We start from the raw sequence: 23,993 nt of genomic DNA, 5'->3' as shown, positions 1-23,993 counted from the left end.
CCATGGAATCGAACATCACCCAGGATCTCCCGCCGCGTCCCGAGACGGTCAGGCATGAGTACCGCCGCGCCGGCGCCGAACATCACGAGGGCAAAGGCTGGACGCGGAATGAACTGGCCGCCCGCGTAGCCCGCGAACTCAGCAACGGGCAATACGTCAACCTCGGGATCGGGATGCCCACCCTGATTCCGAACTACATCCCCGAAGGGGTCGAGGTGATCCTGCATTCCGAGAACGGGATCCTGGGCGTCGGCCCCTACCCGGCCGAGGACGCCGTGGACCCCGATCTGATCAATGCCGGCAAAGAAACGGTCACCGTCAACCCGGGCGCCGCGTTCTTTGACTCGGCTACGTCGTTCGGCATGATCCGCGGCGGACATGTGGACGTCGCAGTGCTTGGCGCGATGGAGGTCGCGGCCAACGGGGACCTGGCCAATTGGATGATTCCGGGCAAGATGGTGAAGGGCATGGGCGGCGCCATGGATCTGGTCTTCGGCGCGAAACGGGTGATCGTCATGATGGAGCACGTGGACCGCAACGGCAAGCCCAAGATCGTCAAGGAATGCTCGTTGCCCGTCACGGGGAAAGGTTGCGTGGACCGGATCATCACCGACCTTGCCGTGATCGACGTCGTCTCCGAAGGCGGAGTCTCGAGGCTCGTCCTGCGCGAGTTGGCACCGAATGTCTCCGCCGAGGACGTGGCCGCCGCGACCGGCGTCGAGCTTTTCGAGGAAGACCAGGAGCTGACTGTATGACCGCGGACCCTGAAGGCCGTGTCCCCGAACCGCGCATTGTCGAGCAGCGGGGGCTGTACTTCGAGGAACTCGAGGAAGACGTTGTCTACGCCCACCGGCCCGGGCGGACCGTCACCGAAACGGACAACGTCCTGTTCACCACGCTGACGATGAACACCCAGGCCCTGCACCTGGACGCGGCCTGGAGCGCCACGCAGCCCTTCGGGCAAAGGCTCATGAACTCGATGTTCACCTTGTCCACCATGGTGGGACAGTCCGTCACGCAACTGACCCAGGGCACCATCATTGCCCAGCTGGGCCTCACGGACGTCTCTTTCCCGCACCCCCTCTACCACGGCGACACCCTCTACACGGAAACTGTGGTCGCCGGGAAACGGGAGTCGTCGTCGCGTCCCGGCCAGGGCGTCGTGACCATGAAACACACCGGCCGCAACCAGGACGGCACGGTGGTGGCTTTGGCCACTCGGGCGTGCCTCATGTGGACCCGGACCGCGCATCTGGAGGCGCAACAGGGGAGAATCAATACATGACCTTCACCATGGGCCCCGCTTTGCTTTTCTGCCCCGCCGACCGTCCAGAACGGTTCCAAAAGGCCGCCGAGCGTTCCGACGCCGTCATCGTAGACCTCGAGGACGCCGTCGCGCCCGCAGCCAAGAAGCGGGCCCGGGGCGCCATCCTCGCCCAACTCGGCTCCGGCGGGGAGACCGCGGAACTCGACCCCAGCCGCACGATTGTGCGCGTCAATCCAGTGGGCACCCCGGACTTCGAGAAGGACCTGCACTGCCTCGCGCATACCCCTTACCGGACTGTCATGCTGGCCAAAGCTGAAACCGGCGAACAGCTGAAGGCACTTGAGGGCTACCACGTCATCGCCCTGTGCGAGACGGCCAAGGGAATTATCAACGCGAGCGAGATCGCCCAGGCTCCCAACGTCGTCGGGCTCATGTGGGGTGCCGAGGACCTGATTGCCTCGATGGGCGGCACCTCGAGCCGCAACGACGACGGCGGCTATCGCGCCGTCGCCATGCACTCCCGGTCTGCCGTGCTGCTCGCCGCGAAGGCCGCAGGCAAGGAAGCCATCGACTCGGTCTACGTCGACATTCCCGACCTCGCCGGTCTGGCTGTGGAATCCGCCGACGCCGTAGCCAGCGGATTCGGTGCCAAGGCCTGCATCCACCCGAGCCAGGTCGCAGTTGTCCGCGAGGCCTATGCACCCTCGCCGGAGGCGGTCGCTGGGGCCCGGGAACTGCTTGACGCCGCGGCTGCGGCTGGAACCGGTGTGTTCCAGCACAAGGGAAAAATGGTGGACGGGCCCATCCTGAAGCACGCCGAATCCACGCTGCGCAGGGCCCGGCTTTCCTGAAAAGTTGTTCCGGCCGGGTCTATTGGCCCCGTCGTCGTGATTTCGGCAGGGACAACGGGGCGATGACCTCGTAGAGCTCCATCCGGATCCAGCGCTGGCCTGTTTCGCGGAACTCGGCCCTCGTGGCGAAGCGGTACAGGAAGCTGCGGGCCCGCACCCAGCGCGGCCGTGCGCCGTCGAACGGGTCCCGGCGCAACAAGCGCAAGGTGGGCGGATCGGCGTCGAGCAGCTTGCCGAGGAACGCGTAGAACCATTCCTCGTGCACCGTGCGCAAGGGCAGGAACCACATCAACCAGTCGAGACGCAGGTGGTAGGGCGCCCATTGCCGGGGCAGCCTGCGAACGTCGCCGGGCTTGCCTTTGAATCCGTATTCGCGCCAGTCGGCCTCATCGACGGGAACGTCGGCCTGGGTGCCTTCCACCACGATTTCGACCCGGTGGCGCGTCACCGTACCGAACGCCCCATAGGTATTGACCAATTGCCAACGGTTGAAACTGGCGTTCATGAGCTGCTCCCGTGAGAGCAGGTTGCGGACGGGCCAATAGCTGAGCACCAAGAGGAGCACCGTCACCGCGAGTACGACGGCGAGCCACCACACCGGGGTCTGAGCCGTGGCCGGGTACCGCTGTTGCGGTATGAAGGGCAGCACAGCATGGGCCACCGGGTCACTCACCGCGGCGAAGGCGAGCACGATCGCGGACCAGTTAAGCCATGCGAAGTTACCGCTCCCCACAAGCCAGAGTTGCGTGAACACCACGATTCCGGCGGCAATGGTGGCCAGTGGCTGCGGAGCGAACAGGAAGAACGGCACCACCAGCTGGGCGAAATGGTTGCCGAGCACTTCCATGCGGTGAAGTGGCTTAGGCAGGAGGTGCGCCCGGCGGCTCAACGGCCCGGGCATGGGCTGCGTCTCGTGGTGGTAGTACAGGGCGGTTAAATCACGCCACTCGCTACCGCCATGGATCTTGATCATGCCCGCGCCGAATTCCAGCCTGAACAGCAGCCACACGAGCAGGACCAGGATGGTCCTGGGCGGGGGAGTCTGATCCGAACCGAGGAAGCCGACAGTGAAGCCCATTTCCAGCAGCAGCATCTCCCAACCGAAGCCGTAGAAGGTCTGGCCGACGTTGACGATCGACATGTAGAGCAACCACAATGCCAGGAACGCGGCCAGGGGAAGCCACGGCGGGCCCAGCTGGGGCAGCCCGCCCACGAGCGCCAGGGAAACGGCAAGCCCGGCAATGCAAACGGCCCGGAGCAACCCGTCCGAATACTTCCAGCGGAACAGGCTGGGCCTGCGCAAGACCCTGTGACCGTCCACATACCTCGGGACAGGCAGGAGCCCGTGTTCGCCAAGGAGCGCAGGAAACTGGTTGAGGCTGGACAGGAACGCGATGAAATAGAGCGCGGCCGTGCCACGCTGGAGCACCTGCCGGGCGAATTCATAGTCCGGCGCCTCGAACCACGAGACCCAGTCCACAAACCAACGCTACGCCTGGGGTGCGGGATACTTAAGCAATGCAGCCGCGCAAGATCATTCTCCTCGGGTCCACTGGTTCCATCGGCACACAGGCGATTGATGTCGTCGACGCCGCTCCCCACCGGTTCGAGGTCGTGGCACTGACGGGCGGCGGGAATCTGGAACTCATTGCCCAGCAGGCCGTCCACACCAAGGCCCAGGCGGTCGGCATCGCCTACGGCGACGCCCACGAACTCCAGAAACTCATCCGTGCCGCCGCCTCCGCCGCCGGTCTCCGGAACTACGATCCGGCGATCATCACGGGACCGGATGCGTCCACCAAGATTGCCGCGATCGAAGCGGACGTCGTGCTCAACGGGATCACGGGGTCCATCGGCCTGGCGCCTACGCTGGCAGCCCTCAAGTCCGGCGCCATCCTGGCCTTGGCGAACAAGGAATCCCTGATCGTGGGCGGTGCGCTGGTCAAGGCCGCCGCGGCTGTTGACCAGATCGTGCCCGTTGATTCCGAGCACTCGGCCATCGCCCAATGCCTACGCGCGGGAACCGACAATGAAGTTGAGAAGCTTATCCTGACGGCTTCCGGCGGACCTTTCCGGGGCCGCAGCCGCGAGCAACTCCGCGACGTCACCCCGGCTGAGGCCCTGGCGCACCCCACGTGGGACATGGGCCTCATGGTCACCACCAACTCGGCCAGCCTGGTCAACAAAGGCCTGGAGGTCATCGAAGCGCATCTGCTCTTCGACGTCCCCCTGGACAGGATCGACGTCGTGGTGCACCCGCAATCCGTGGTGCACTCCATGGTGGAGTTCGTGGACGGCTCCATCATTGCCCAGGCTTCTCCGCCGGACATGCGGCTGCCCATCGCATTGGGACTCGGGTGGCCGGACCGCGTGCCCCGCGCCGCCAAGCCCTGCGACTGGAGCCAGGCCACCAGTTGGACGTTCGAGCCCCTAGACTCGGTAGCCTTCCCGGCGGTGGAGCTGGCCAAGGACGCCGCGAAGCAGGGGAGCACGTTTCCGGCAGTCTTCAACGCGGCCAACGAGGAAGCCGTTGAAGCCTTCCATGCCGGCCGGATCCGCTTCACCGACATCGTGGACACGGTGGAGTCCGTCCTCAGCGAACATTCAGGATCCTTGGAGCTGACGGTGGACTCTGTGTTGGATGCTGAGAGGTGGGCACGCACGCGCACCCACGATCGTTTAGCCAACAGCACCCTTTAGGAAGCAGTACTTAAGGCATGAATCCCGTCATTCTGTTCATTCTCGGAGTCGTCTTCGTCGCGATCGGCGTGGCCGTCTCCATTGCGCTGCACGAGGTGGGGCACTTGCTTCCCGCCAAGCTGTTCAAAGTGCGCGTCACCAAATACATGATCGGGTTCGGCCCCACCCTTTGGTCCACGCGGAAAGGCGAGACCGAATACGGCGTCAAGGCCATCCCGCTAGGCGGCTACGTCGCCATGATCGGCATGTACCCGCCAAACAAGGAAGATGGCAGCGTCAGGCCGTCCAGCACCGGCATGTTCCAGACCCTCGCCACCGAGGCCCGGTCCGCGGCGCATGAGGAAGTGGGCCCCGGCGACGAGAACAGGGTCTTCTACAGGCTGCCGGTCTGGAAAAAGGTCATCATCATGCTGGGTGGGCCGGCCATGAACCTGCTCATCGGCCTTGTTCTGACCGCGGTGCTGCTCATGGGCTTCGGCGTGTCCACGGCTACCACCACCATTGCCGAGGTGTCCAAGTGCCAGGTCAAGGCCGGCGAGACCGTCGATCCGAACTCCCCGAACTGCCAACTGACCCCGGCCGCAGTGGCCAAGCTCCAGCCCAACGACGTCGTCACGAGCTTTGACGGCAAGCCAGTGACCAGCTGGGCCGAAATGAGCGGCTGGATCCGGGCATCCGCCGGCAAGGCCGTCCAGATCACCGTGGACCGCGGCGGCAAGAGCGTCACCACGCAAGTAACCCCCGTGCTGTCCGCGCGCCCCGTCATCGGCGACAACGGCCTGCAGGCCAAGGGCCCGGACGGCAAGCCGTTGTACGAGGAAGTCGGGTTCCTCGGCATCGGCGCGCAGACCGCCATGGTGCCCCAACCGGCGTCGACCGTTCTTCCGATGGCCGGTGAGAACATCAAGCAAATCGCAGGAGTCATCCTCAACCTCCCCGCCAGGGTGGTCGGCGTGGCGCAAGCGGCTTTCGGCTCCGAACCGCGCGATCCCAACGGCCCCATCAGCGTGGTGGGCGTTGGCCGGGTGGCCGGTGAAGTGGCTGCCATGGATCAGGTTCCGCTGCAATCGCGCCTCAGCGCCCTCGTGGGGCTCCTCGCCGGACTGAACTTCGCCCTCGCCGTGTTCAACCTGGTTCCGCTCTTGCCGCTCGACGGCGGACACGTGGCGGGCGCGCTCTACGAGGGAGCCCGGCGTCGAATCGCCAAGCTGTTCGGCAAACCGGATCCAGGGGCTTTCGACATCGCCAAGCTCCTGCCGCTCACCTATGTTGTGGCGAGTATCCTCATGGCCATGAGCGCTTTGCTGATCTACGCGGACATCGTCAAGCCTGTCAACCTCTTCGGCTGATCCGGGTGTGGGTGAGCTCTCGGTGGACGCGCCGGATTGGGCCGGCCCCTGAATTGGGGGGATAGGCTATCCATATGACTGTTTTCGCTGTTGAGTACGTGTACGACGCCGAGTCCGCCGAGGTGCGCGACGCGAACCGGCCTGCCCACCGCGCCTGGCTCGCCAGCCTCGCCGAGCAGGGAACCCTGCTGGCGAGCGGCCCTTACACCGACGGCGCGGGTGCGCTGCTGCTGCTCGAGGCCGCCGACGAGTCCGAGCTGAACGCCACGTTGAAGGAGGATCCGTTCGCCGCCGTCCGGGGGATTGCAGGCATCCGGACGTCCGAGTGGAACCCCATTATCGGAATGCTCTCCGCCCACGCTTCCTAGCAACATGACCGGCCGGGGTCCTGATCCCGGCCCTACGATCCACCCATTTCAACCCAAGGAGTCCACGTGACCTCGGTCAGCCTGGGAATGCCGTCAGCCCCGCCCCCCGTTCTCGCGCCCCGCCGCAAGACCCGCCAGATCAAGGTGGGTTCGGTCGGCGTCGGCTCCGATTCACCGATCAGCGTGCAATCGATGACCACCACGCCCACCACGGACATCAACGCCACGCTGCAGCAGATCGCGGAGCTGACGGCGTCCGGCTGTGACATCGTGCGTGTCGCGTGCCCTTCCGCGGACGACGCCGAGGCACTGCCGATCATCGCCCGTAAGTCCCAGATTCCCGTCATCGCAGACATCCACTTCCAGCCGAAGTACGTCTTCGCCGCGATCGAGGCAGGTTGCGCCGCGGTGCGCGTCAATCCGGGCAACATCCGCAAGTTCGACGACCAGGTGAAGGAAATCGCCAAGGCCGCCAAGGACCACGGCACCTCCATCAGGATCGGCGTCAATGCTGGATCACTGGAGCCCGGCATCCTGAAGAAGTACGGCAAGGCCACGCCGGAAGCCCTCGTCGAGTCGGCCGTGTGGGAAGCTTCGCTGTTCGAGGAACACGGCTTCCACGATTTCAAGATCTCCGTCAAGCACAACGACCCCGTCATCATGGTGGCCGCCTACGAGATGCTTGCCGAAAAGGGCGACTGGCCCCTGCACCTTGGCGTGACCGAGGCCGGACCCGCCTTCCAGGGCACCATCAAGTCTGCAACGGCCTTCGGTGCGCTGCTTTCCCGGGGTATCGGTGACACCATCCGAGTGTCCCTCTCCGCGCCGCCAGTTGAGGAAATCAAGGTCGGCAACCAGATCCTGCAGTCCCTCAACCTGCGCCCCCGCAAACTCGAAATCGTCTCCTGCCCTTCATGCGGACGCGCCCAGGTGGACGTGTACACGCTCGCTGAGCAGGTCACGGCAGGGCTTGAAGGAATGGAGATCCCGCTGCGCGTCGCCGTCATGGGTTGCGTCGTGAACGGCCCGGGCGAGGCACGTGAAGCAGATCTTGGTGTAGCCTCCGGAAACGGCAAGGGCCAGATCTTCGTGAAGGGCGAAGTCATTAAGACTGTCCCCGAGAGCCAGATTGTTGAGACACTGATCGAAGAGGCCATGCGTATCGCCGAAGAGGTGGGGGAGGCCGATGGCGAAGATGCTGTCAAGGGTAGCCCCGTGGTTAGCGTCTCGTAACGAGACAGCCGCCGATGGGATTTCCGTCCGGGTGCTCGGCGCTGCCGACACCCGGGCCCTTCGCGTGCTCGCGATGGAAGACCCGGTAGCGAACGTCTTCATTCTGGCGCACCTCGATTCGTCGGGGAGCGCCGCACCCACTTCCGGTGGCGCGAGCGTCTTTGGAGTGTTCGACGGCGACGCCCTGGTAGGTGCCTGCTGGGCCGGCGCCAACCTGGTTCCGGTGCAGCTGGACCCCGGACTGGCTTCCCGCGTTGCGGCGGTTGCACACCGGGCCGGACGTCGCTATGCCTCGATCTTCGGGCCCGCGGAGACCGTGCTGGCGCTCCATTCCCGTTTGGAGCAATTGGGGCATTTCGCCCACGAAGTACGGGCCGACCAGCCGCTTCTGGCGATCTCGGGGCCACCCGCCGTCGAAGCCAATGCGCAGCTCGGCTTCGGGGACATCGCCGATTTCGACCGGATCCTGCCCGCCTGCGCAGCCATGTTCGAAGAGGAAGTGGGTTATTCGCCCTTTCTCGGGAGCGAGGACTTCTACAGCCGCAGGGTGGCCGGACTGATCCGGCAAGGCCATTCCTTGGTGCACATCGACGCAGGCGGGACCGTGAAGTTCAAAGCCGAACTCGGGGCGGTCACCGCGCAGGCCACCCAGGTGCAGGGTGTCTGGATGAACCCCGAGTTCCGCGGCCAGGGACTCAGCGCCGGGTACATGGCGGGAGTGGTTGTCCTGGCGCAGCAGTTCGCGCCGATCACGAGCCTCTATGTCAACGAATACAACACAAGGGCTCGCGCCACCTATGAGCGGGTCGGTTTCCAACGCCTCGGAACCTTCGCCACGGTTCTGTACTGACCGGTTCTGTACTGACCACCCCAACTGACTCGCAGTAGTTGTCGTTTTGAGGGCTCATAACGACAACAAATGCGAGTCAGTTGGGAGGAGTGAGCTCGCCCGTGAGGTAGTGCTGGACGTTCGGGGCGACGAGCCGCACTACCTCATCCTGGGAGGCCGAAGCCAGGGGTTCGAGCCGGACCACGTAGCGCATCAGCATGAGCCCCACCATTTGCGTGGCAACGAGGTTGCCGCGCATCCTTGCTTCCTCGGGGGAGCCGGGAAGCCCGGCCGTAATCCTGGAGAGAATGGTCCGGGACACCATCTCGCGCAGCAGGGCGGTCTTTGCCTTGGAACCGATCGTTCCCCTGACGAACGCGACAAGCCCGTGTTGCGCGGGGCTTTCCCACAGACGCACGACGGCGCGGACGATTGCCTCCGAGCGTTGCGATGGATCCAACGATTCGACGCCGGCAAGGACCTCGTCGGGATCCGCCGGGAGTTCGATGCTCTGGGCGAAGAGTTCGTCCTTGCCCTTGAAGAAGTGGTGGACCATGGCCGGGTCCACTTCGGCTTCGCGCGCCACTTGCCGCAGGCTCGTGCCGTCGAACCCATGCTCCGCGAAAAGCCGGCGCGCTGTGGCCAGGATCCGTTCGCGCGAGTCGCTTCCGCCGCTGCGGCGTCCCCGCCGCAAGGGAGGCAAGGCCCCGCTCACGAGGTTCGCCGTCGGAGGGTGAACGAGGCCAGGACCAATACTCCCACCACGATCGCCGCCATGACCCCGGCATCCTGCCACATGGCCTGCGTCGCCTCGGTGTTGTCGGCGATCTTTTGGAGCGCGTCGACCGAAAACGTCAGCGGCAGCACATTTGAAATGCCCTCCAGGAGGCCGTTCATGTGGTCCCGGGCCACGAAGAGTCCGCACAACAGGATCTGCGGTATCACCACTACCGGCATGAACTGCACCGCTTGGAATTCGGTCCGCGCAAAGGCTGAGCACAAGAGGCCGAGGGCGACACCGAGCACTGCGTTGATGACGGCGATCATCACGACGAAACCCGGACCGCCCTTGATATCCAGATTGAAGATCCAGTAGGCCACGGCCGTGGCGACGAGCGATTGCAGGGCCGCCATGATGGAGAACGCGAACGCGTAGCCGAAGAGGAGATCCGCTTTGTGGATTGGCGTTGTCAGGAGCCGTTCCAGCGTCCCCGAGGTCCTTTCGCGCAACATCGTGATCGACGTGACCAGGAACATCACCACAAACGGGAAAATGGCGAGCATCATGAGTCCCACACGGTCAAAGGTGCGGGGGAATCCGGGAGGCAGGGTTTCGTTCTCGAACAGATAGTAGACGCCCGTGAGCAGCAGGGCGGGAACCACCATGATGAGCGCGACGCTGCGGTGGTCGTGCCGCAGTTGATCCAAAACCCGCCTGGTGGTGGCAAACATCATCCTTGGATTCATGACGCCACCTGGCTTTCATCTGCACCCCGGCGGTTCGAAGTAACGCTCGCTTCCTGGATGATGTGCAGGAAGGCCTGTTCCAGATCGTTGCTGTGTCCCCGCTCGCTGAGTTCCGCCGGACTGAGCTGCGCCAGCAGCAGACCGTCGCGAAGCAGGAGCAACGAGGAACAGTGCGAGGCCTCTTCCATGACATGGCTCGACACCAACAGGGTGGTGCCGGCTTCGGCCATCGCGGCGAACCGTTCCCACAGCTCGGCACGCAGTACCGGATCCAAGCCAACCGTCGGTTCGTCGAGGACCAGCAGATTCGGATGCGAGACGAGCGCACAGGCCAGCGACACCCGGCTGAATTCACCGCCGGAAAGGTCTGCCGTCTTACGCCGCGCCAGTGATTCGAGCCCGACGGCGGCAATCGCCTCCGCGGTGTCGGCCGCCGAGACGCCGTGCATGGCTCCGAAATACCTGACATTCGCCTCGACACTGAGGTCCGTGTAGACGCTCGGTGCCTGGGTGACGTATCCGACGTCGTGCCGCAATGACGGCGTACCCGCCGGACGGCCCAATACTTCAACGCTGCCGGCTGTAAGGCGCTGGACCCCCACGATGCAGCGCATGAGCGTTGTCTTGCCGCTCCCGGAGGGTCCGAGCAGGCCCGTGATGCGCCCGGGCTCGATGGCGAAGTCCAAGCCGCGCAGGATCTTCTTGTGGCCGCGCGTGACATGCAGGCCCTCCGCTGTGACCGCCGGGGGCGCGGGGGACATGCCTGGTGCGGGACTTCCCGCTGGGCTGTGGGACATCGCGGCCTCCGATTTATTCATCAGGTGATGAATAAAAGGTAAGTTCGATACACGGGCTCGTCAACTGTGAGCCTCGAGGGTCGGATCTGGGCCTTCGCTCTGCAACGCGGGGTCACTTACGGCCCATGTCGGACCTCCGGATGGGCGCTAAGTGACCCCGCGTTGTTCGTTGCTAGGGCTATAGCCCATGCACTAACAAATATTGATAAGTCCAAGCCCTTGAAAAAAGTGTCCACCATCACATAAATTCAGAACCAGCCGTGTCGCTGGGGCGCGGGCGGTTTCAGAGAGGAAACACCAACCAAATGGCTGTAAGCGTTGATCCTTCGAAGGCATTCGACAAGTCTGACTAAGGCTCCAGGACAACGCCCGCGGCCGACCGGCCGCTGAGCCACGCCATGGCAGGATGACCAGCCGCCCAGCGGCCAGGGGCTTCCTCGCACCATGGCGTGGCTCATCTTCGTTTGTGGTGGGGTGCCTGCATCGGGGAGGAACGCGGGGGACGGGCCCGGCAGGTTCCTCGGCCACAAGCCGGTAGATTGGTACACAGTAGTTTTTGCCAGCTCTTGCCATAGAAACGGATTCTGACCCGTGGTCCTTCGCCTCTCCCAGCTATTCCTGCGCACCTTGCGTGAAGATCCCGTCGACGCCGAAGTCGCAAGCCACAGACTCCTGGTCCGTGCGGGCTATATCCGCCGTGCCGCACCGGGCATCTACACGTGGCTGCCTTTGGGATTGAGCGTCCTGCGCAAGGTCGAGCAGATCATCCGCGAGGAAATGGCCGCCATCGGCGCCCAGGAAGTCCATTTCCCGGCACTGCTGCCCCGGGAACCGTACGAGGCCACCAACCGCTGGACCGAATACGGCGAGGGGCTGTTCCGCCTCCAGGACCGCAAGGGTGCCGATTACCTTCTCGCTCCCACGCACGAGGAAATGTTCACCCTCCTGGTCAAGGACCTGTACTCCTCGTACAAGGACCTGCCTCTGAGCCTCTACCAGATCCAGAATAAGTACCGCGACGAAGCACGTCCGCGGGCGGGCCTCCTCCGCGGCCGTGAATTCATCATGAAGGATTCCTACTCGTTCGACGTCGACGACGCCGGCCTGGACGCGAGCTACGCGGCCCACCGCGCCGCGTACCTGAAAATCTTCGAGCGCCTTGGCCTTGAGGTCATCCCCGTAGCCGCCACGGCAGGCGCCATGGGCGGATCCAAGAGCGAGGAATTCCTGCACCCCACCGAGATCGGCGAGGACACCTTCGTGCGCTCGCCAGGCGGCTACGCGGCCAACGTCGAAGCCGTGACCACCGTGGTCCCCGCCGAGATCGACTTCAGCAACGCCCCTCCCGCACGCGTCCTCGACACCCCGGACACGCCCACCATCGAAACCCTCGTGGCGGCTGCCAACCAGCTCGCTCCCCGCAGCGATTCCGACGGCGGCGCCTGGACTGCCGCCGACACCCTCAAGAATGTTGTCCTCGCTGTTACGCTGCCCACCGGCGAGCGCCAGATCGTTGTCATCGGCGTTCCCGGTGACCGCGCGGTGGACCTCAAGCGCGTCGAAGCCAACATCGGTTCATTCCTGCCGATTGCCGGGGAGATCGGGCTGGAAGCGGCCAACGAGGAAGACCTCAAGAAAATCCCGGAACTCGTCAAGGGCTACATCGGCCCCGGGCTGGTCCTCGGCGAAGCCGTTCTCGGGATCGAAGGCACGTCCAAGTTGCTCTTCCTTGTTGATCCCCGGGTTGTCTCGGGTACCAGCTGGGTCACCGGAGCGAACGAAGACGGCAAGCACGTCTTCGGTCTCGTGGCCGGCCGCGATTTCGCCTGGGATGGCGTCATTGAATGCACCGAGGTCCGCGCGGGAGACGAAGCCCCGGACGGCTCCGGTCCCTTGGAGACTGCACGCGGCATCGAAATGGGCCACATCTTCCAGCTCGGCCGCAAGTACGCCGAGGCCCTCGACCTGAAGGTCCTTGACCAGAACGGCAAGCAGGTTGTGGTCACCATGGGCTCGTACGGCGTCGGCGTGACCCGCGCCGTGGCCGCGCTGGCCGAGGCCAACAACGACGACCGCGGCTTGATCTGGCCGCGCTCCGTGGCCCCCGCGGACGTCCACGTGGTCGCCGTCGGACGTGGCGAGGAAATCTTCGCGGCAGCCGAGAAGCTCTCCGCCGAACTTGAGGCCGCCGGCCTCGACGTGATTTACGACGACCGCCCCAAGGTTTCCCCGGGCGTGAAGTTCGGTGATGCGGAGCTTGTGGGCGTCCCCACCATCGTGGCGGTCGGCCGTGGCTTGGTTGACGGTGTTGTGGAGATCAAGGACCGTCGCACCGGTGAGGCCGAAAACGTGGCAGTCGAGAAGGCTGCCGACTACGTGGTCAACGCCGTACGACAGAAGTGATCTCCGGCTTCGAGTCGGTCCAGCTCACCACGCTCATCATGATCGTGGTGGCTGGATTCGCAGCCGGTTGGATAGACGCAGTGGTGGGCGGCGGGGGACTGATCCAGCTCCCCGCCTTGCTCCTGGTTCCGGGGATTACCCCGGTCCAGGCGCTGGCTACCAACAAAATGGGCTCCATCTTCGGGACAACCACCAGTGCCGTCACCTATTACCGTCGGGTTGGCCCTGACCTCAAGACGGCCATACCCATGGCGGTCATTGCCCTCGCGGGCAGTTTCGGGGGAGCAGTCCTGGCCGCCAACCTTCCCGCGAGCGTTTTCAAACCCATCATCGTAGTGGCGCTCATTGCGGTCGCGCTCTTCACCGCGCTGCGGCCCAATGCAGGCGAGTTGACTGCCCTGCGTCACGACGGCCACACGCACTACGTCGTGGCCTGTGCCATAGGTGCCGTGATCGGGTTCTACGACGGCCTGATAGGTCCCGGGACAGGCTCGTTCCTGGTGATAGCCCTCGTCTCCGCCATGGGCTATGCCTTCCTTGAGGCCAGCGCCAAAGCCAAGATCGTCAACATGGCGACGAACGCCGGTGCCCTGTTCTTCTTCCTGCCGCACGGATCACTTCTCTGGGGCGTCGGCGCGGTGCTGGGCCTGTCCAACATGGCCGGCGGCTACCTGGGCGCGCGGACCGCCGTGAAACAGGGCAGCGGTTTTGTAAGGATCGTGTTCCTGATCGTGGTCGGCGCGTTGATCATCAAACTCGGCATGGACGTCTGGAACGACTACTTCGCCAAGTAGTGTTCCGGTTGTCGCCAGCGATGGCCGGAGGGATCCCGCGGGCGTAGCATGCACTCATGTGGGTCGATTCCGGCGACTATGAGCAGGCACTCGAACGTGCATGGGAACATACCCGCGAGTGGTTGAGGGCCTTGCCTGGGCGGCCGGTACGGCCAAGTACTGCGGCCGAAGACATCACGGCGGTCTTCGGCGGACCCTTCCCGGCCACCGGACTCGATCCGGCCGCAGTCATTGATTTCCTCGCCGAACACGCCGAGCCCGGGCTGATGGCCATGCAATCGGGGCGCTTCTTCGGTTGGGTCATCGGCGGTACGGTGCCGGCAGGCATGGCCGCGGACTGGATGGTTTCCGCGTGGGACCAGAACTCGGGTCTGCGCTTCGCCACACCCGCCACTGCCGGGATCGAAGAGGCTGCCGGGCGATGGCTCCTTGAGCTTCTCCGCCTGCCTGTTGGCTCCGACGTCGGATTCGCGACCGGCGCCAGCATGGCCAACTTCACGGCCCTCGCTGCGGCCCGATGGCGCCAGCTGGCCAGTGTCGGCTGGGATGTCAACGCCGCGGGACTCCAAGGCGCGCCGAAACTGCGTGTCCTCGTCGGTGCCGAGCGGCACGAGAGCCTTGACATGGCACTGCGCTTCCTAGGGTTCGGGGCACCCGAAGTTGTCGAGGCGGACAAACAAGGCAGTATCGATCCAGCCGCGCTGCGGGCCGCGTTGGAAGCCGGTTCCGGTCCGGCAATCGTGTGTCTCCAGGCCGGGAACCTGCATTCCGGAGCATTCGATCCTTTCCTCGAGGCGATTCCGGCTGCGAAGGATCACGGCGCGTGGGTCCACGTTGACGGGGCTTTCGGCCTATGGGCAGCGGCCGTGCCGGCACTGCGGCATCTTGTCGAGGGCGTCGAGTTGGCCGATTCGTGGGGAACCGATGCCCACAAGACCCTCAACGTGCCGTACGACGCCGGAATCGTGGTGGTACGCGACGTTGCTGCCCTGCGGTCCGCCATCGGCATGCACGCCGAATACTTGATGCAGGATGACCACGGCCCCGGCGACCCCATGGAGAAGGTGCCCGAGTTGTCCCGCCGTGCCAGGGGAGTGCCGGTGTGGGCGGCCTTGCGCTCCTTGGGTGGCGACGGCGTGCGGGAGCTTGTCGCAGGACGCGCGGAGTGTGCCGCGGAATTGGCCAGGCGGCTTGCCGAAGTGCCCGGCGTCGAGGTCCTCAACGATGTGATGTTCACGCAGTTGTCCCTGGCGTTCGGTTCAGACGAGAGGACCCGCGCAGTGACGGACTTCATCATGGCCGACGGGAGGGTCTGGATGTCCGGTTCGCGCTGGCAGGGCAGGGATATCCTGCGTGTTTCGGTGACCAACTGGTCAACGGATTCGGCAGACCTGGATATCGCTGTGCAGGCCGTGAAAGACGCGCTGGAGGCCACCGGCCAAGCCGGACGTCTGGACGACTCGGCGCCCCGAAGCTAAGTCGAGGCGGCCAGTCCCGGTTCGGGCAGATCGTGCGCGGCGGGCAGCCCGTCCAGAGGCCGTCCTGCGAGGGTGCTGGCAACCCACAAGGAGCGTGCCAGATCGCCCTCATGTCGTGGTTTTCCCGCATACCACAGGGCGTTTTCGACCTCGCGGACCAGGCTCCATTCCCGGGCCGCTTCGCCGTCCAGGCCAGCCGCGCTGCTGAAATCCGCGCAGCGCTCCAGGAGCGCAACTTCCGGAGCCGTCGTGGAGAGATCGCGGATACGGTTCCACAAGATGGGGGCGACGGCGAATTCCGCCTCACCGATCATCGGTTGCGGATCGATCGCCACATATCCGCGTTTTTCGATGGCCCGGGCGCCATTGAGAGGGCCACGGAGGGCGCCATTGAGATGGGGGAGGATATTCATGAAATGCAGGTCGCAATGCACCAGGACGTCCCTGCCCGCCCGGCGCCCCACAGCGCCCCGAGTTTGGCACACCTCCAACGCGGCTTCGAGGAGCCATCGGGGGAAAGGCTGGCCAAGCTGCTCCCAGTCGGCAGGCAACTCATCGCTCCAGCGCTCGGCACGGGCCGCTATGTGCTCGAACTCCTTCCATTCCGGCCGCTCGTCCGGCTCGATGCTGAGTTCCCTCACGAGCGATCCCCAGATGTCGCGGGCTTCGTCCATCGGTGCGCTCTGCAGCCAGCTGACGGGGTCGAGCCGCTCCAGGAGCATCGCGCACGAGGCCGCATCGGCGTCGAGCAGCTTTACGGCCCCGGTACCGCCCCACAGGGCCAGTGCATGCCGTTCAACGAGGGCCTCCTCGTGCGGGAACGCTATCTTGAGCACCGAACGGGCGCCGTTGTGGAGGACCGGAACGACGATCCCGCCGTGGCCGTTCCATGGTTCCGCGCCAGGTTCCAGGTCCACGGACAGCTGCCAGCGTTCCAAGCTGGCGTCGATCAGCCCGAGCAGCCCTGAGAGCCACGCCCGCCCCTCCGCTGTGCGGGAGTAGCGTGCCTGGAGGTCGCCAGGGATGGAAACGAAGGTAGTCATCACTGCCAGCCTACCCAAGCCGGTCCGGGAGCGGTTCAGACCACTCCGGAGGAGCCCAGGAGGCTTCCGATGATGAACGTCGCGGCAAGCGCAAGGGCTCCGCCGATGACGACGCGCACGGCAGCGCGGGTCTTCGAGCTGCCGCCGATCCATGCTCCTATGGCTCCGGTGATTGCGAGCGCAAGCAGCACGGAAATGAAGGTCAGCGGGACACGCAGCCCCGGGGGCGGGAGCAGAATCGCGAGCAGGGGCAGCACCGCGCCGAGGGTGAAGGCAATGGCGGACGCGAAGGCCGCATGCCACGGGCTGACGATGTCGTCTTCGTCGATGTTCAATTCGGCGGAGAGGTGTGCGGCCAAGGCGTCGTGCTCGGTCAACTCCGCGGCCACTTTCCGCGCGGTTTCAGGCCGCAGGCCCTTGGCCTCGTAGATCGCGGTCAATTCCGCCAGCTCTTCTTCGGGTTCCTCGGCGAGTTCCCGGCGTTCCTTCTCGATGAGCGCCTTTTGGCTGTCGCTTTGGCTGCTGACGGATACGTACTCGCCGAGTGCCATGGACACCGCGCCACCCACGAGTCCGGCTGCTCCAGCGGTGAGGATGGCGCCGGTGTTCGTCGTGGCGCCGGCGACGCCCACCACGATGGCGGCAACGGAGACGATTCCGTCATTGGCGCCAAGGACCCCGGCCCGGAGCCAGTTGAGTCTGTGGGCGAGGTCGTTGGCGTGTGGTTCGTTCTCGTGCAGGGCTGCAGTTTCGATGGAAGCCATGGTACAAGCCAAGCACTTGGAAACTGCTGCCGCCAGCAAAGAAAGGCTTTCCTATGGAGCCGCGGTGCCGGTCGGCAGCGGGGGGAGCGCCGTGTTGTCGATCGAAAGTCCGGCGAAGGGGCCAACCGGAGTTCCCCAGGCTTGGCTGCGTTTGGCGGCGTCGACAAGCCCGTCGATGGCCCACTGGCGCGTCTGGCCCTCCGACAAGGCCACGAGGTCGGCATAGGCAGTCAGCGAACTGGCCTCCATGCTTCCCAGCGCCAGTCCGGGTTTGGCGGCGAAAGTGGCAGGCAGGCGATAGCCGGCTTCCCGCGGAGGTGTGGCGATGCAATGCAGCCGGCCTTGGGCCTCCGCTCCCCGGAGCAGTTCCTGATGGCGCGCCAACCAGGTGGCTGCCGTCGCCGATGCCTTCGCGTCCAGCTTGGTCAGGGCCACTTGGTACGCATAGATCGCCTCCTGTTCGGAGCTGACGACAGCGGCAAGGGCTGCGGGCAAATCGGCTTTGGTGGGCGCCGTGCCCGGTGTCGGTGCCGTCGTCGACGTACCAGACGGGGCAGGGCAGCTCGGCGGCGGACCCGGGGCGGTACTCGCCTCGGCCGGGGTTGCCGGTACCGGCAGGCCCCAGGTTGCGGCCAGTCGCGATGACTCAAGCAGCTGGGCGGTCCCGACGGCGGCCAGCAGCCGCGCCATGCCGCCGTCGGCGTTCGCGGCGTCCGCCAAGCGACGGGAAGCGCTCAAGGCGAGCGCGGAGACAAAGCCGGCCCGCGTCGGGCGGTCCCGGGTGGCGCCGGGGCTTGGGGAAGCCGTGGGGGTATTCGACGCCGAAGAGCTGGAAGGTTGCAGCAGCGCCTGCGCCTGGCTTGTCAGCAACATCACAGTGTCCGTGCTCTCCAGGAGGGATGCGCTACCCAGGAGTGTCTCGGTCGAAGAAAGCGCTTCGGAACGGGCAGTTTCGGAAAACGGCGCCGCTTGGGGCCTTCCGGCGTCCCGCGGGACAAGCACGGCGCCGACTCCGAGGACGAGGACTGCGAGGAACGCCAGCAGGAGGGCCCTCATCCAGCCATGGCTCCGTGGTTTCTCAACAGTCTCGTGGTTCACAACAGACTATGGTGTCACGCCCACGGACCACTTGCGTCTCCCGTGGGGGAGCCCCGTGCACCACGCCGCCATAAATATCGTTAAGCTAGTAGTCACAACATCATCTATCGGGAGGCGGCTGGCCAGTGAGTCATTCGGAAGCCACGACTTCAACAGACCAGGCTGGAACGGATCCGACGAGTCCAGCACAACACGAGGTCCGCAACCCCGAGGAGAGCAGGCTGAAGGCGCTTCTGGAGCCTGCCGTCCTGGCGAGCCGGCTCTATCTTGAGGATGTTGCCATCCAGGTTGCCGGTTCGCACCGGGTAGTCCACGTGGTCATCGACCTGCCCCAGGAGGAAACCGGCGGCGTCAGCCTGGACGTCATCGCGGAAATCTCCAGGGCTCTTTCGGACATCCTGGACAATGATCCCCGCACCGACGGCCGCCCCTACGACCTCGAGGTCTCCTCGCCCGGCGTCGGCCGGCCCCTCACGGAGCCCCGCCACTGGCACCGGGCCCGCGGACGCATGGTCAAGGTCAACGTGATCCAGGGAGAGAACCTGACGGGCCGTATCCAGTCCGTCGACGACGACGGCGTCACACTGGTTCCCGAGCAAGAGGTCAAGAAGGGCATGAAGCCCAAGCAGGGCGAACCCGTAAAAATTCCTTTCGACAGGATCCGCCAAGGAAAAGTCGAGATAGAGTTCAGCCACCTCAACGAGGCCGTGCTGGAAGACGAGTACAACGGACCTTCCGAGGAGGCCTAATGGATATTGACATGAGTGCGCTGAGACTCCTGGAGCGTGAGCGTGAAATCCCGCTGGACCTCCTGATTCCCACCATCGAGCAGGCGCTCCTGGTGGCTTACCACAAGACGCCGGGCGCTTTCGAAAAGGCCCGTGCGGAGCTGGACCGCAAGAGCGGGCACGTGACCATCTGGGCCACGGAAATCGACGACGACGGTGAAGCCATCGGCGAGTTCGAGGACACTCCCGCGGGATTCGGCCGCATCGCGGCGAGCACCGCACGGCAGATCATCCTGCAGCGCCTGCGCGACGTCGAGGACGACAACGTCCTCGGCGAATTCAAGGGCCGTGAAGGTGAACTCGTTGCCGGCCTGATCCAGCAGGGCAACAACCCGCACATGATCCAGGTGAACCTCGGTTCCGTGGAAGCCCTGCTGCCGCCGCCCGAGCAGGTGCCGGGGGAGAAGTACACCCACGGCAACCGCCTGCGCGCGTTTGTGGTGGACGTCCACCGCGGCGCCAAGGGCCCCTCCATCACGCTGTCGCGTTCACACCCGGGCCTCGTCCGGAAGCTTTTCGAACTGGAGGTCCCGGAGATCGCGGACCGTTCCGTCGAGATTGTGGCACTGGCGCGCGAGGCCGGTCACCGGACCAAGATGGCTGTGAAAGCCAACACCCCGGGCATCAACGCCAAGGGTGCTTGCATTGGTGAAATGGGCTCCCGTGTCCGCGCAGTCATGACCGAACTCAACGACGAAAAGATCGACATCGTCGACTTCAGCGAAGATCCGGCGACCTTCATCGCAAACTCCCTGTCGCCGTCGCGCGTGAATTCCGTCACTATCACCGACGAAGCCACGCGCTCCGCCCGGGTGGTTGTTCCCGATTACCAGCTGTCCCTCGCCATCGGCAAGGAAGGCCAGAACGCCCGCCTCGCAGCCAAGCTGACCGGCTGGCGGATCGACATCGTCTCCGACGCCACTCCGGCCAAGGGCAACTAAACACACCAAACGGTGCCCAGCCCCGGATCCTTGCACCTGTGGATTCGGTGGCCGGGCCCTCGGGGGCTTAGAATAGATGGAACCGGGCCTATGCCCGGTATCCGTGCGCTTTGGCGTGCTCGCGACTTGTGGGGCAACAACTCCAACAAGGCAGGGGCGCGCGCCGAGCAAAGCAGAACAGCAGAAGACAGGTAAAGACACTGAGGCAGGTTGATACACCCAGTGACTGAACTGCTTCACACCAGGCGCCAGCCTGTGCGCACCTGCATCGGATGCCGGAAACAAGGCAAGCGGAGCGAGTTGATCCGGCTTGTCGCCGAAGGCGGCGGGTCACCCGTCGTCCTGGTGGATGAACGACGCCGGATGGCTGGCCGGGGTGCGTGGCTGCACCCCAGCACCACATGCCTGACGCTGGCAAGCAAACGGCGTGCTTTCGCAAGGGCCCTCGCGGGCGCAAGTGAAGTCACCGCCGTCGAAAGCTACCTGGCGGCAGTCATACCCCCTGCGGACACTCCGTGAAAGCAGGAAAACCGTCCAAACCTGAAAGCGGGTCAGAAAACTGATGGAAACCCGATGAGTTCCCAGCGATGAGTGCGCAACGATGACAACTTTGTTGCGCTCTGCACAGGGCCTATCCGCCGCGTTCGCGGCAGGGGCCCGCAGTAAGAATTAGACGGTTCGTGCCTGGCTCGGTGCGGACCGAGACAGGAGAAATGTGGCCAAGGTCCGCGTACATGAGCTCGCCAAAGAGCTCGGTATTACTTCCAAAGATGCAGTGACAAAACTGCAGGAATTGGGCGAATTCGTTCGCTCCGCCTCGTCGACAATCGAGGCACCGGTCGTGAAGAAGCTTCGCGACGCCTACCCGGGTGCCGGCGCTGCAAAGGCGGCTGCCCCGGCAGCCCCTCGCCTTGCAGCCCCCGCGGCACCTGCCGCACCCGCAGCATCCCGCCCGGCTCCGGGCCCCGCTGCGCCCAAGGCTCCGGTTCCCGCCCCCAAGGCTGAGACCCCCGCCCCGGCAGCGCCTGCGGCTCCCGCAGCTGCAGCAAGCCCTGTTTTCGCCAAGCCGGGCGCCCGTCCGGCACCCAAGGCCGAAGCCCCTGCCCCGGCACGTCCGGGCAGCCAGGCACCGCGGCCCGGCGGCCCCCGTCCGGGCAACAACCCGTTCGCGACCTCGCAGGGCATGCCCCGCGGCCGTGGCGACGGCGAGCGTCCTCCCCGTCCGGGCAACAACCCCTTCGCGACATCGCAGGGCATGCCCCGTTCCGGTGGCCGCACTGACGGCGAACGTCCCGGCGGTCCTCGTCCCGCGGCCGGCGCAGGCGGTCCCCGTCCCGCAGCCGGTTCCGGTGGTCCGCGTCCGGGTGCTCCGCGCCCCGGTGCTCCCCGTCCGGGCGCTCCGCGTCCCGCAGGTGGCCCCGCAGGTAACCGTCCCAGCCCGGGCATGATGCCCAACCGCACCGAGCGTCCCGCTCCCGGTGGCGCAGGCCGTCCGGGTGGCGCTGGCCGTCCCGGTGGTGGCGGCCCCGGCCGTCCGGGTGGCGCTCCTGGTGCAGGCACCGGTGGCGGAGCTCCCGCCGGCGGTGGCTTCGGCAAGGGTGGCCGCGGACGCGGCGGTACCCAGGGTGCCTTCGGCAAGGGTGGCGCAGGACGCGGCAAGCAGCGCAAGTCGAAGCGTGCAAAGCGTCAGGAACTGGAGCAGATGAGTGCTCCGTCGCTGGGCGGCGTATCCGTACCCCGCGGCGACGGCAACACCGTAGTCCGGCTCCGTCGTGGCTCGTCCATTACGGACTTCGCCGACAAGATCGAGGCGAACCCCGCCGCGCTGGTGACCGTTCTGTTCCACCTCGGTGAAATGGCAACGGCTACGCAGTCGCTGGACGAAGACACCTTCGGCCTGCTGGGTGTTGAACTCGGCTACAAGATCCAGGTAGTTTCGCCGGAAGACGAAGAGCGCGAGCTCCTCGACTCCTTCGACATCGACCTTGATGCCGAACTGGAAGCCGAAGGCGACGACGTCCTCGAACCGCGTCCCCCGGTTGTCACCGTCATGGGTCACGTTGACCACGGTAAGACCCGACTGCTCGACGCCATCCGGAAGACCAATGTGGTTGCCGGTGAACACGGCGGCATCACGCAGCACATCGGTGCTTACCAGATCAGCCATATCCACGAAGGCACTCCGCGCGACATCACCTTCATTGACACCCCCGGTCACGAGGCGTTCACCGCCATGCGTGCACGTGGTGCCAAGGTCACCGACATCGCCATCCTGGTTGTCGCAGCCGACGACGGCGTCATGCCGCAGACGGTGGAAGCACTCAACCACGCACAAGCGGCCAACGTGCCGATCGTCGTCGCGGTCAACAAGATCGACAAGGAAGGTGCGAACCCGGACAAGGTCAAGGGCCAGCTCACCGAGTACGGTCTGGTTCCCGAAGAATACGGTGGCGACACCATGTTCGTTGAGGTTTCTGCCCGCCAGAACATCAACATCGACGAACTGATCGACGCTGTCCTGCTGACCGCAGACGCCGCATTGGACCTGCGCGCCAACCCGGACAAGGACGCTCGAGGCATTGCCATCGAAGCGAACCTGGACAAGGGCCGCGGTTCCGTGGCCACCGTCCTGGTCCAGTCCGGTACCCTGGCCGTTGGCGACACGATCGTGGCCGGTACGGCCCACGGCCGCGTCCGTGCCATGTTCGACGAAGACGGCAACGCCCTCGACGTCGCGCTTCCGTCCCGTCCGGTCCAGGTCCTGGGTCTGTCCAACGTACCGCGTGCAGGTGACACCTTCCTGGTGACCTCCGACGAGCGTACGGCCCGCCAGATCGCCGAAAAGCGTGAAGCAGCCGACCGCAACGCGGCACTGGCCAAGCGTCGCAAGCGCATCAGCCTGGAAGACTTCGACCAGGCAGTTGCCGCGGGCAAGATCGACACCCTCAACCTCATCCTCAAGGGTGACGTTTCCGGTGCCGTCGAAGCCCTCGAAGACGCACTGCTCAAGATCGACGTCGGCGACGAAGACGTTCAGCTGCGGGTCATCCACCGCGGTGTGGGTGCCATCACGCAGAACGACGTCAACCTCGCCACGGTGGACAACGCCATCATCATCGGCTTCAACGTCAAGCCCGCCGAGCGCGTGGCCGACCTTGCCGATCGCGAAGGCGTGGACATGCGCTTCTACTCCGTCATCTACTCGGCAATCGATGACATCGAGCTGGCCCTCAAGGGCATGCTCAAGCCGGAGTACGAGGAAGTCCAGCTCGGTACCGCCGAGGTCCGCGAAGTCTTCCGTTCTTCCAAGTTCGGAAACATCGCCGGTTCCATCGTGCGCTCGGGCATCATCCGCCGTAACACGAAGGCACGCGTCAGCCGCGATGGCAAGGTCATCGGCGACAACCTCACCGTTGAGACGCTCAAGCGCTTCAAGGACGACGCCACGGAGGTCCGCACGGACTTCGAGTGTGGTATCGGTCTTGGCTCGTACAACGACATCAACGAAGGTGACATCATCGAGACCTTCGAGATGCGCGAAAAGCCGCGCGTCTAAGGACGAAAAATAGAGGGCGGGGCCGTTGGATTCTTCCGGCGGCCCCGGCCCTTTCCGCCGACATGGGGGCCCCGCCCCTTCGCTGGGTGGCTGACGTCTTGCGACGTCAGCCACCCAGCTCCGGCAGCGGTGGCAGCCTTCCCAATGCTCGCAAGCTCGCATCGGGTCCCTCGGCTGTCACCTTAGATGCCACTCCCGGGCCCCCATATCGGCTCCAACGGCCTCCGCGGAACGCGGCGGCCGGTCGTAGACTCGCACTAAGCGCGT

22 protein-coding genes are annotated in these 23,993 nt (G+C 65.1%); 15 read left to right on the top strand and 7 right to left on the bottom strand.

The features are described from left to right. Positions 1–2: 2 nt before the first annotated feature. From QRN59_RS18825 to QRN59_RS18815, 3 genes are read left to right on the top strand one after another with little or no spacing between them, the layout of a single operon-like run. Positions 3–755 carry a CoA transferase subunit B gene (locus QRN59_RS18825; protein WP_284983973.1) on the top strand — a complete coding sequence of 251 codons (753 nt, stop codon included), beginning with the start codon at positions 3–5 and terminating at the stop codon, positions 753–755. After that, positions 752–1,285 (top strand): MaoC family dehydratase, encoded by a 534-nt coding sequence (locus QRN59_RS18820; RefSeq protein WP_284983972.1) that lies wholly within the window; start codon positions 752–754, stop codon positions 1,283–1,285. Before QRN59_RS18825 ends, QRN59_RS18820 begins: the two co-directional genes overlap by 4 nt. Beyond that, positions 1,282–2,118 carry an HpcH/HpaI aldolase/citrate lyase family protein gene (locus QRN59_RS18815; RefSeq protein ID WP_284983971.1) on the top strand — a complete coding sequence of 279 codons (837 nt, stop codon included), beginning with the start codon at positions 1,282–1,284 and terminating at the stop codon, positions 2,116–2,118. The genes QRN59_RS18820 and QRN59_RS18815 overlap by 4 nt, the downstream gene beginning before the upstream one ends. A gap of 19 nt (positions 2,119–2,137) precedes the next feature. Here QRN59_RS18815 and QRN59_RS18810 read toward each other — a convergent pair whose 3' ends face one another. Beyond that, entirely contained in the window at positions 2,138–3,598 is a 1,461-nt protein-coding gene (locus tag QRN59_RS18810) for a lipase maturation factor family protein (protein ID WP_284983970.1), read from the bottom strand. A 38-nt stretch (positions 3,599–3,636) separates the two neighbouring features. Here QRN59_RS18810 and dxr point away from each other — a divergent pair, with 38 nt between their 5' ends. From dxr to QRN59_RS18785, 5 genes are all read left to right on the top strand, one after another. After that, on the top strand, positions 3,637–4,818 hold the full coding sequence (gene dxr, locus QRN59_RS18805) for a 1-deoxy-D-xylulose-5-phosphate reductoisomerase (protein WP_284983969.1): 1,182 nt from the start codon (positions 3,637–3,639) through the stop codon (positions 4,816–4,818). Between the two features lie 17 nt (positions 4,819–4,835). After that, entirely contained in the window at positions 4,836–6,167 is a 1,332-nt protein-coding gene (locus QRN59_RS18800; RefSeq protein ID WP_284983968.1) for a M50 family metallopeptidase, read from the top strand. A 74-nt stretch (positions 6,168–6,241) separates the two neighbouring features. Next, positions 6,242–6,535: a YciI family protein gene (locus tag QRN59_RS18795; RefSeq protein WP_234753085.1), complete on the top strand. Its 294-nt coding sequence runs from the start codon at positions 6,242–6,244 to the stop codon at positions 6,533–6,535. 66 nt (positions 6,536–6,601) lie between these two features. Next, positions 6,602–7,768: a flavodoxin-dependent (E)-4-hydroxy-3-methylbut-2-enyl-diphosphate synthase gene (gene ispG / locus QRN59_RS18790; RefSeq protein ID WP_284983967.1), complete on the top strand. Its 1,167-nt coding sequence runs from the start codon at positions 6,602–6,604 to the stop codon at positions 7,766–7,768. Next, positions 7,731–8,618 carry a GNAT family N-acetyltransferase gene (locus QRN59_RS18785; protein ID WP_284984080.1) on the top strand — a complete coding sequence of 296 codons (888 nt, stop codon included), beginning with the start codon at positions 7,731–7,733 and terminating at the stop codon, positions 8,616–8,618. Before ispG ends, QRN59_RS18785 begins: the two co-directional genes overlap by 38 nt. A gap of 76 nt (positions 8,619–8,694) precedes the next feature. On the opposite strand, the gene QRN59_RS18780 is transcribed toward QRN59_RS18785, so the two are convergent. From QRN59_RS18780 to QRN59_RS18770, 3 genes are read right to left on the bottom strand one after another with little or no spacing between them, the layout of a single operon-like run. Beyond that, positions 8,695–9,312, bottom strand: coding sequence for a TetR/AcrR family transcriptional regulator (locus tag QRN59_RS18780; RefSeq protein WP_284983966.1), 618 nt, complete (start codon positions 9,310–9,312; stop codon positions 8,695–8,697). Beyond that, a complete protein-coding gene (locus tag QRN59_RS18775) occupies positions 9,309–10,052 on the bottom strand; it encodes an ABC transporter permease (RefSeq protein ID WP_284984079.1) in 744 nt (247 codons plus the stop codon). Before QRN59_RS18775 ends, QRN59_RS18780 begins: the two co-directional genes overlap by 4 nt. 8 nt (positions 10,053–10,060) lie before the next feature. After that, positions 10,061–10,825 (bottom strand): ABC transporter ATP-binding protein, encoded by a 765-nt coding sequence (locus tag QRN59_RS18770; protein WP_284984078.1) that lies wholly within the window; start codon positions 10,823–10,825, stop codon positions 10,061–10,063. A 627-nt stretch (positions 10,826–11,452) separates the two neighbouring features. Between QRN59_RS18770 and QRN59_RS18765 the strand changes: the two genes are divergently transcribed. Genes QRN59_RS18765 through QRN59_RS18755 form a run of 3 tightly spaced genes read left to right on the top strand, consistent with a single transcriptional unit; the run spans position 11,453 to position 15,536 of the window. After that, entirely contained in the window at positions 11,453–13,264 is a 1,812-nt protein-coding gene (locus QRN59_RS18765; RefSeq protein WP_284983965.1) for a proline--tRNA ligase, read from the top strand. Next, on the top strand, positions 13,261–14,058 hold the full coding sequence (locus QRN59_RS18760; protein ID WP_284983964.1) for a sulfite exporter TauE/SafE family protein: 798 nt from the start codon (positions 13,261–13,263) through the stop codon (positions 14,056–14,058). Before QRN59_RS18765 ends, QRN59_RS18760 begins: the two co-directional genes overlap by 4 nt. Positions 14,059–14,114: 56 nt before the next feature. Further along, positions 14,115–15,536, top strand: coding sequence for a pyridoxal phosphate-dependent decarboxylase family protein (locus QRN59_RS18755; protein WP_284983963.1), 1,422 nt, complete (start codon positions 14,115–14,117; stop codon positions 15,534–15,536). Here QRN59_RS18755 and QRN59_RS18750 read toward each other — a convergent pair. From QRN59_RS18750 to QRN59_RS18740, 3 genes are read right to left on the bottom strand one after another with little or no spacing between them, the layout of a single operon-like run. Next, positions 15,533–16,579 carry an aminoglycoside phosphotransferase family protein gene (locus tag QRN59_RS18750; RefSeq protein ID WP_284983962.1) on the bottom strand — a complete coding sequence of 349 codons (1,047 nt, stop codon included), beginning with the start codon at positions 16,577–16,579 and terminating at the stop codon, positions 15,533–15,535. The genes QRN59_RS18755 and QRN59_RS18750 overlap by 4 nt on opposite strands. Positions 16,580–16,614: 35 nt before the next feature. Then, on the bottom strand, positions 16,615–17,343 hold the full coding sequence (locus QRN59_RS18745; protein ID WP_284983961.1) for a VIT1/CCC1 transporter family protein: 729 nt from the start codon (positions 17,341–17,343) through the stop codon (positions 16,615–16,617). A gap of 51 nt (positions 17,344–17,394) precedes the next feature. Then, entirely contained in the window at positions 17,395–18,399 is a 1,005-nt protein-coding gene (locus tag QRN59_RS18740; RefSeq protein ID WP_284983960.1) for a DUF4439 domain-containing protein, read from the bottom strand. A 167-nt stretch (positions 18,400–18,566) separates the two neighbouring features. Here QRN59_RS18740 and rimP point away from each other — a divergent pair, with 167 nt between their 5' ends. The 4 genes from rimP to infB all read left to right on the top strand — a co-directional run bounded on the left by rimP (position 18,567) and on the right by infB (position 23,726). Beyond that, positions 18,567–19,190 carry a ribosome maturation factor RimP gene (gene rimP, locus QRN59_RS18735; protein ID WP_078105701.1) on the top strand — a complete coding sequence of 208 codons (624 nt, stop codon included), beginning with the start codon at positions 18,567–18,569 and terminating at the stop codon, positions 19,188–19,190. Beyond that, on the top strand, positions 19,190–20,170 hold the full coding sequence (nusA, locus tag QRN59_RS18730; RefSeq protein ID WP_078105700.1) for a transcription termination factor NusA: 981 nt from the start codon (positions 19,190–19,192) through the stop codon (positions 20,168–20,170). Before rimP ends, nusA begins: the two co-directional genes overlap by 1 nt. Positions 20,171–20,392: 222 nt before the next feature. Continuing rightward, entirely contained in the window at positions 20,393–20,689 is a 297-nt protein-coding gene (locus QRN59_RS18725) for a YlxR family protein (RefSeq protein WP_284983959.1), read from the top strand. Positions 20,690–20,885: 196 nt separating this feature from the next. Beyond that, on the top strand, positions 20,886–23,726 hold the full coding sequence (gene infB / locus QRN59_RS18720; RefSeq protein WP_284983958.1) for a translation initiation factor IF-2: 2,841 nt from the start codon (positions 20,886–20,888) through the stop codon (positions 23,724–23,726). Positions 23,727–23,993: the final 267 nt, after the last annotated feature.

The organism is Arthrobacter sp. efr-133-TYG-118, from assembly GCF_030209755.1.
GTDB lineage: Bacteria > Actinomycetota > Actinomycetes > Actinomycetales > Micrococcaceae > Arthrobacter.
This window is presented reverse-complemented; position numbering and strand designations above follow the sequence as displayed.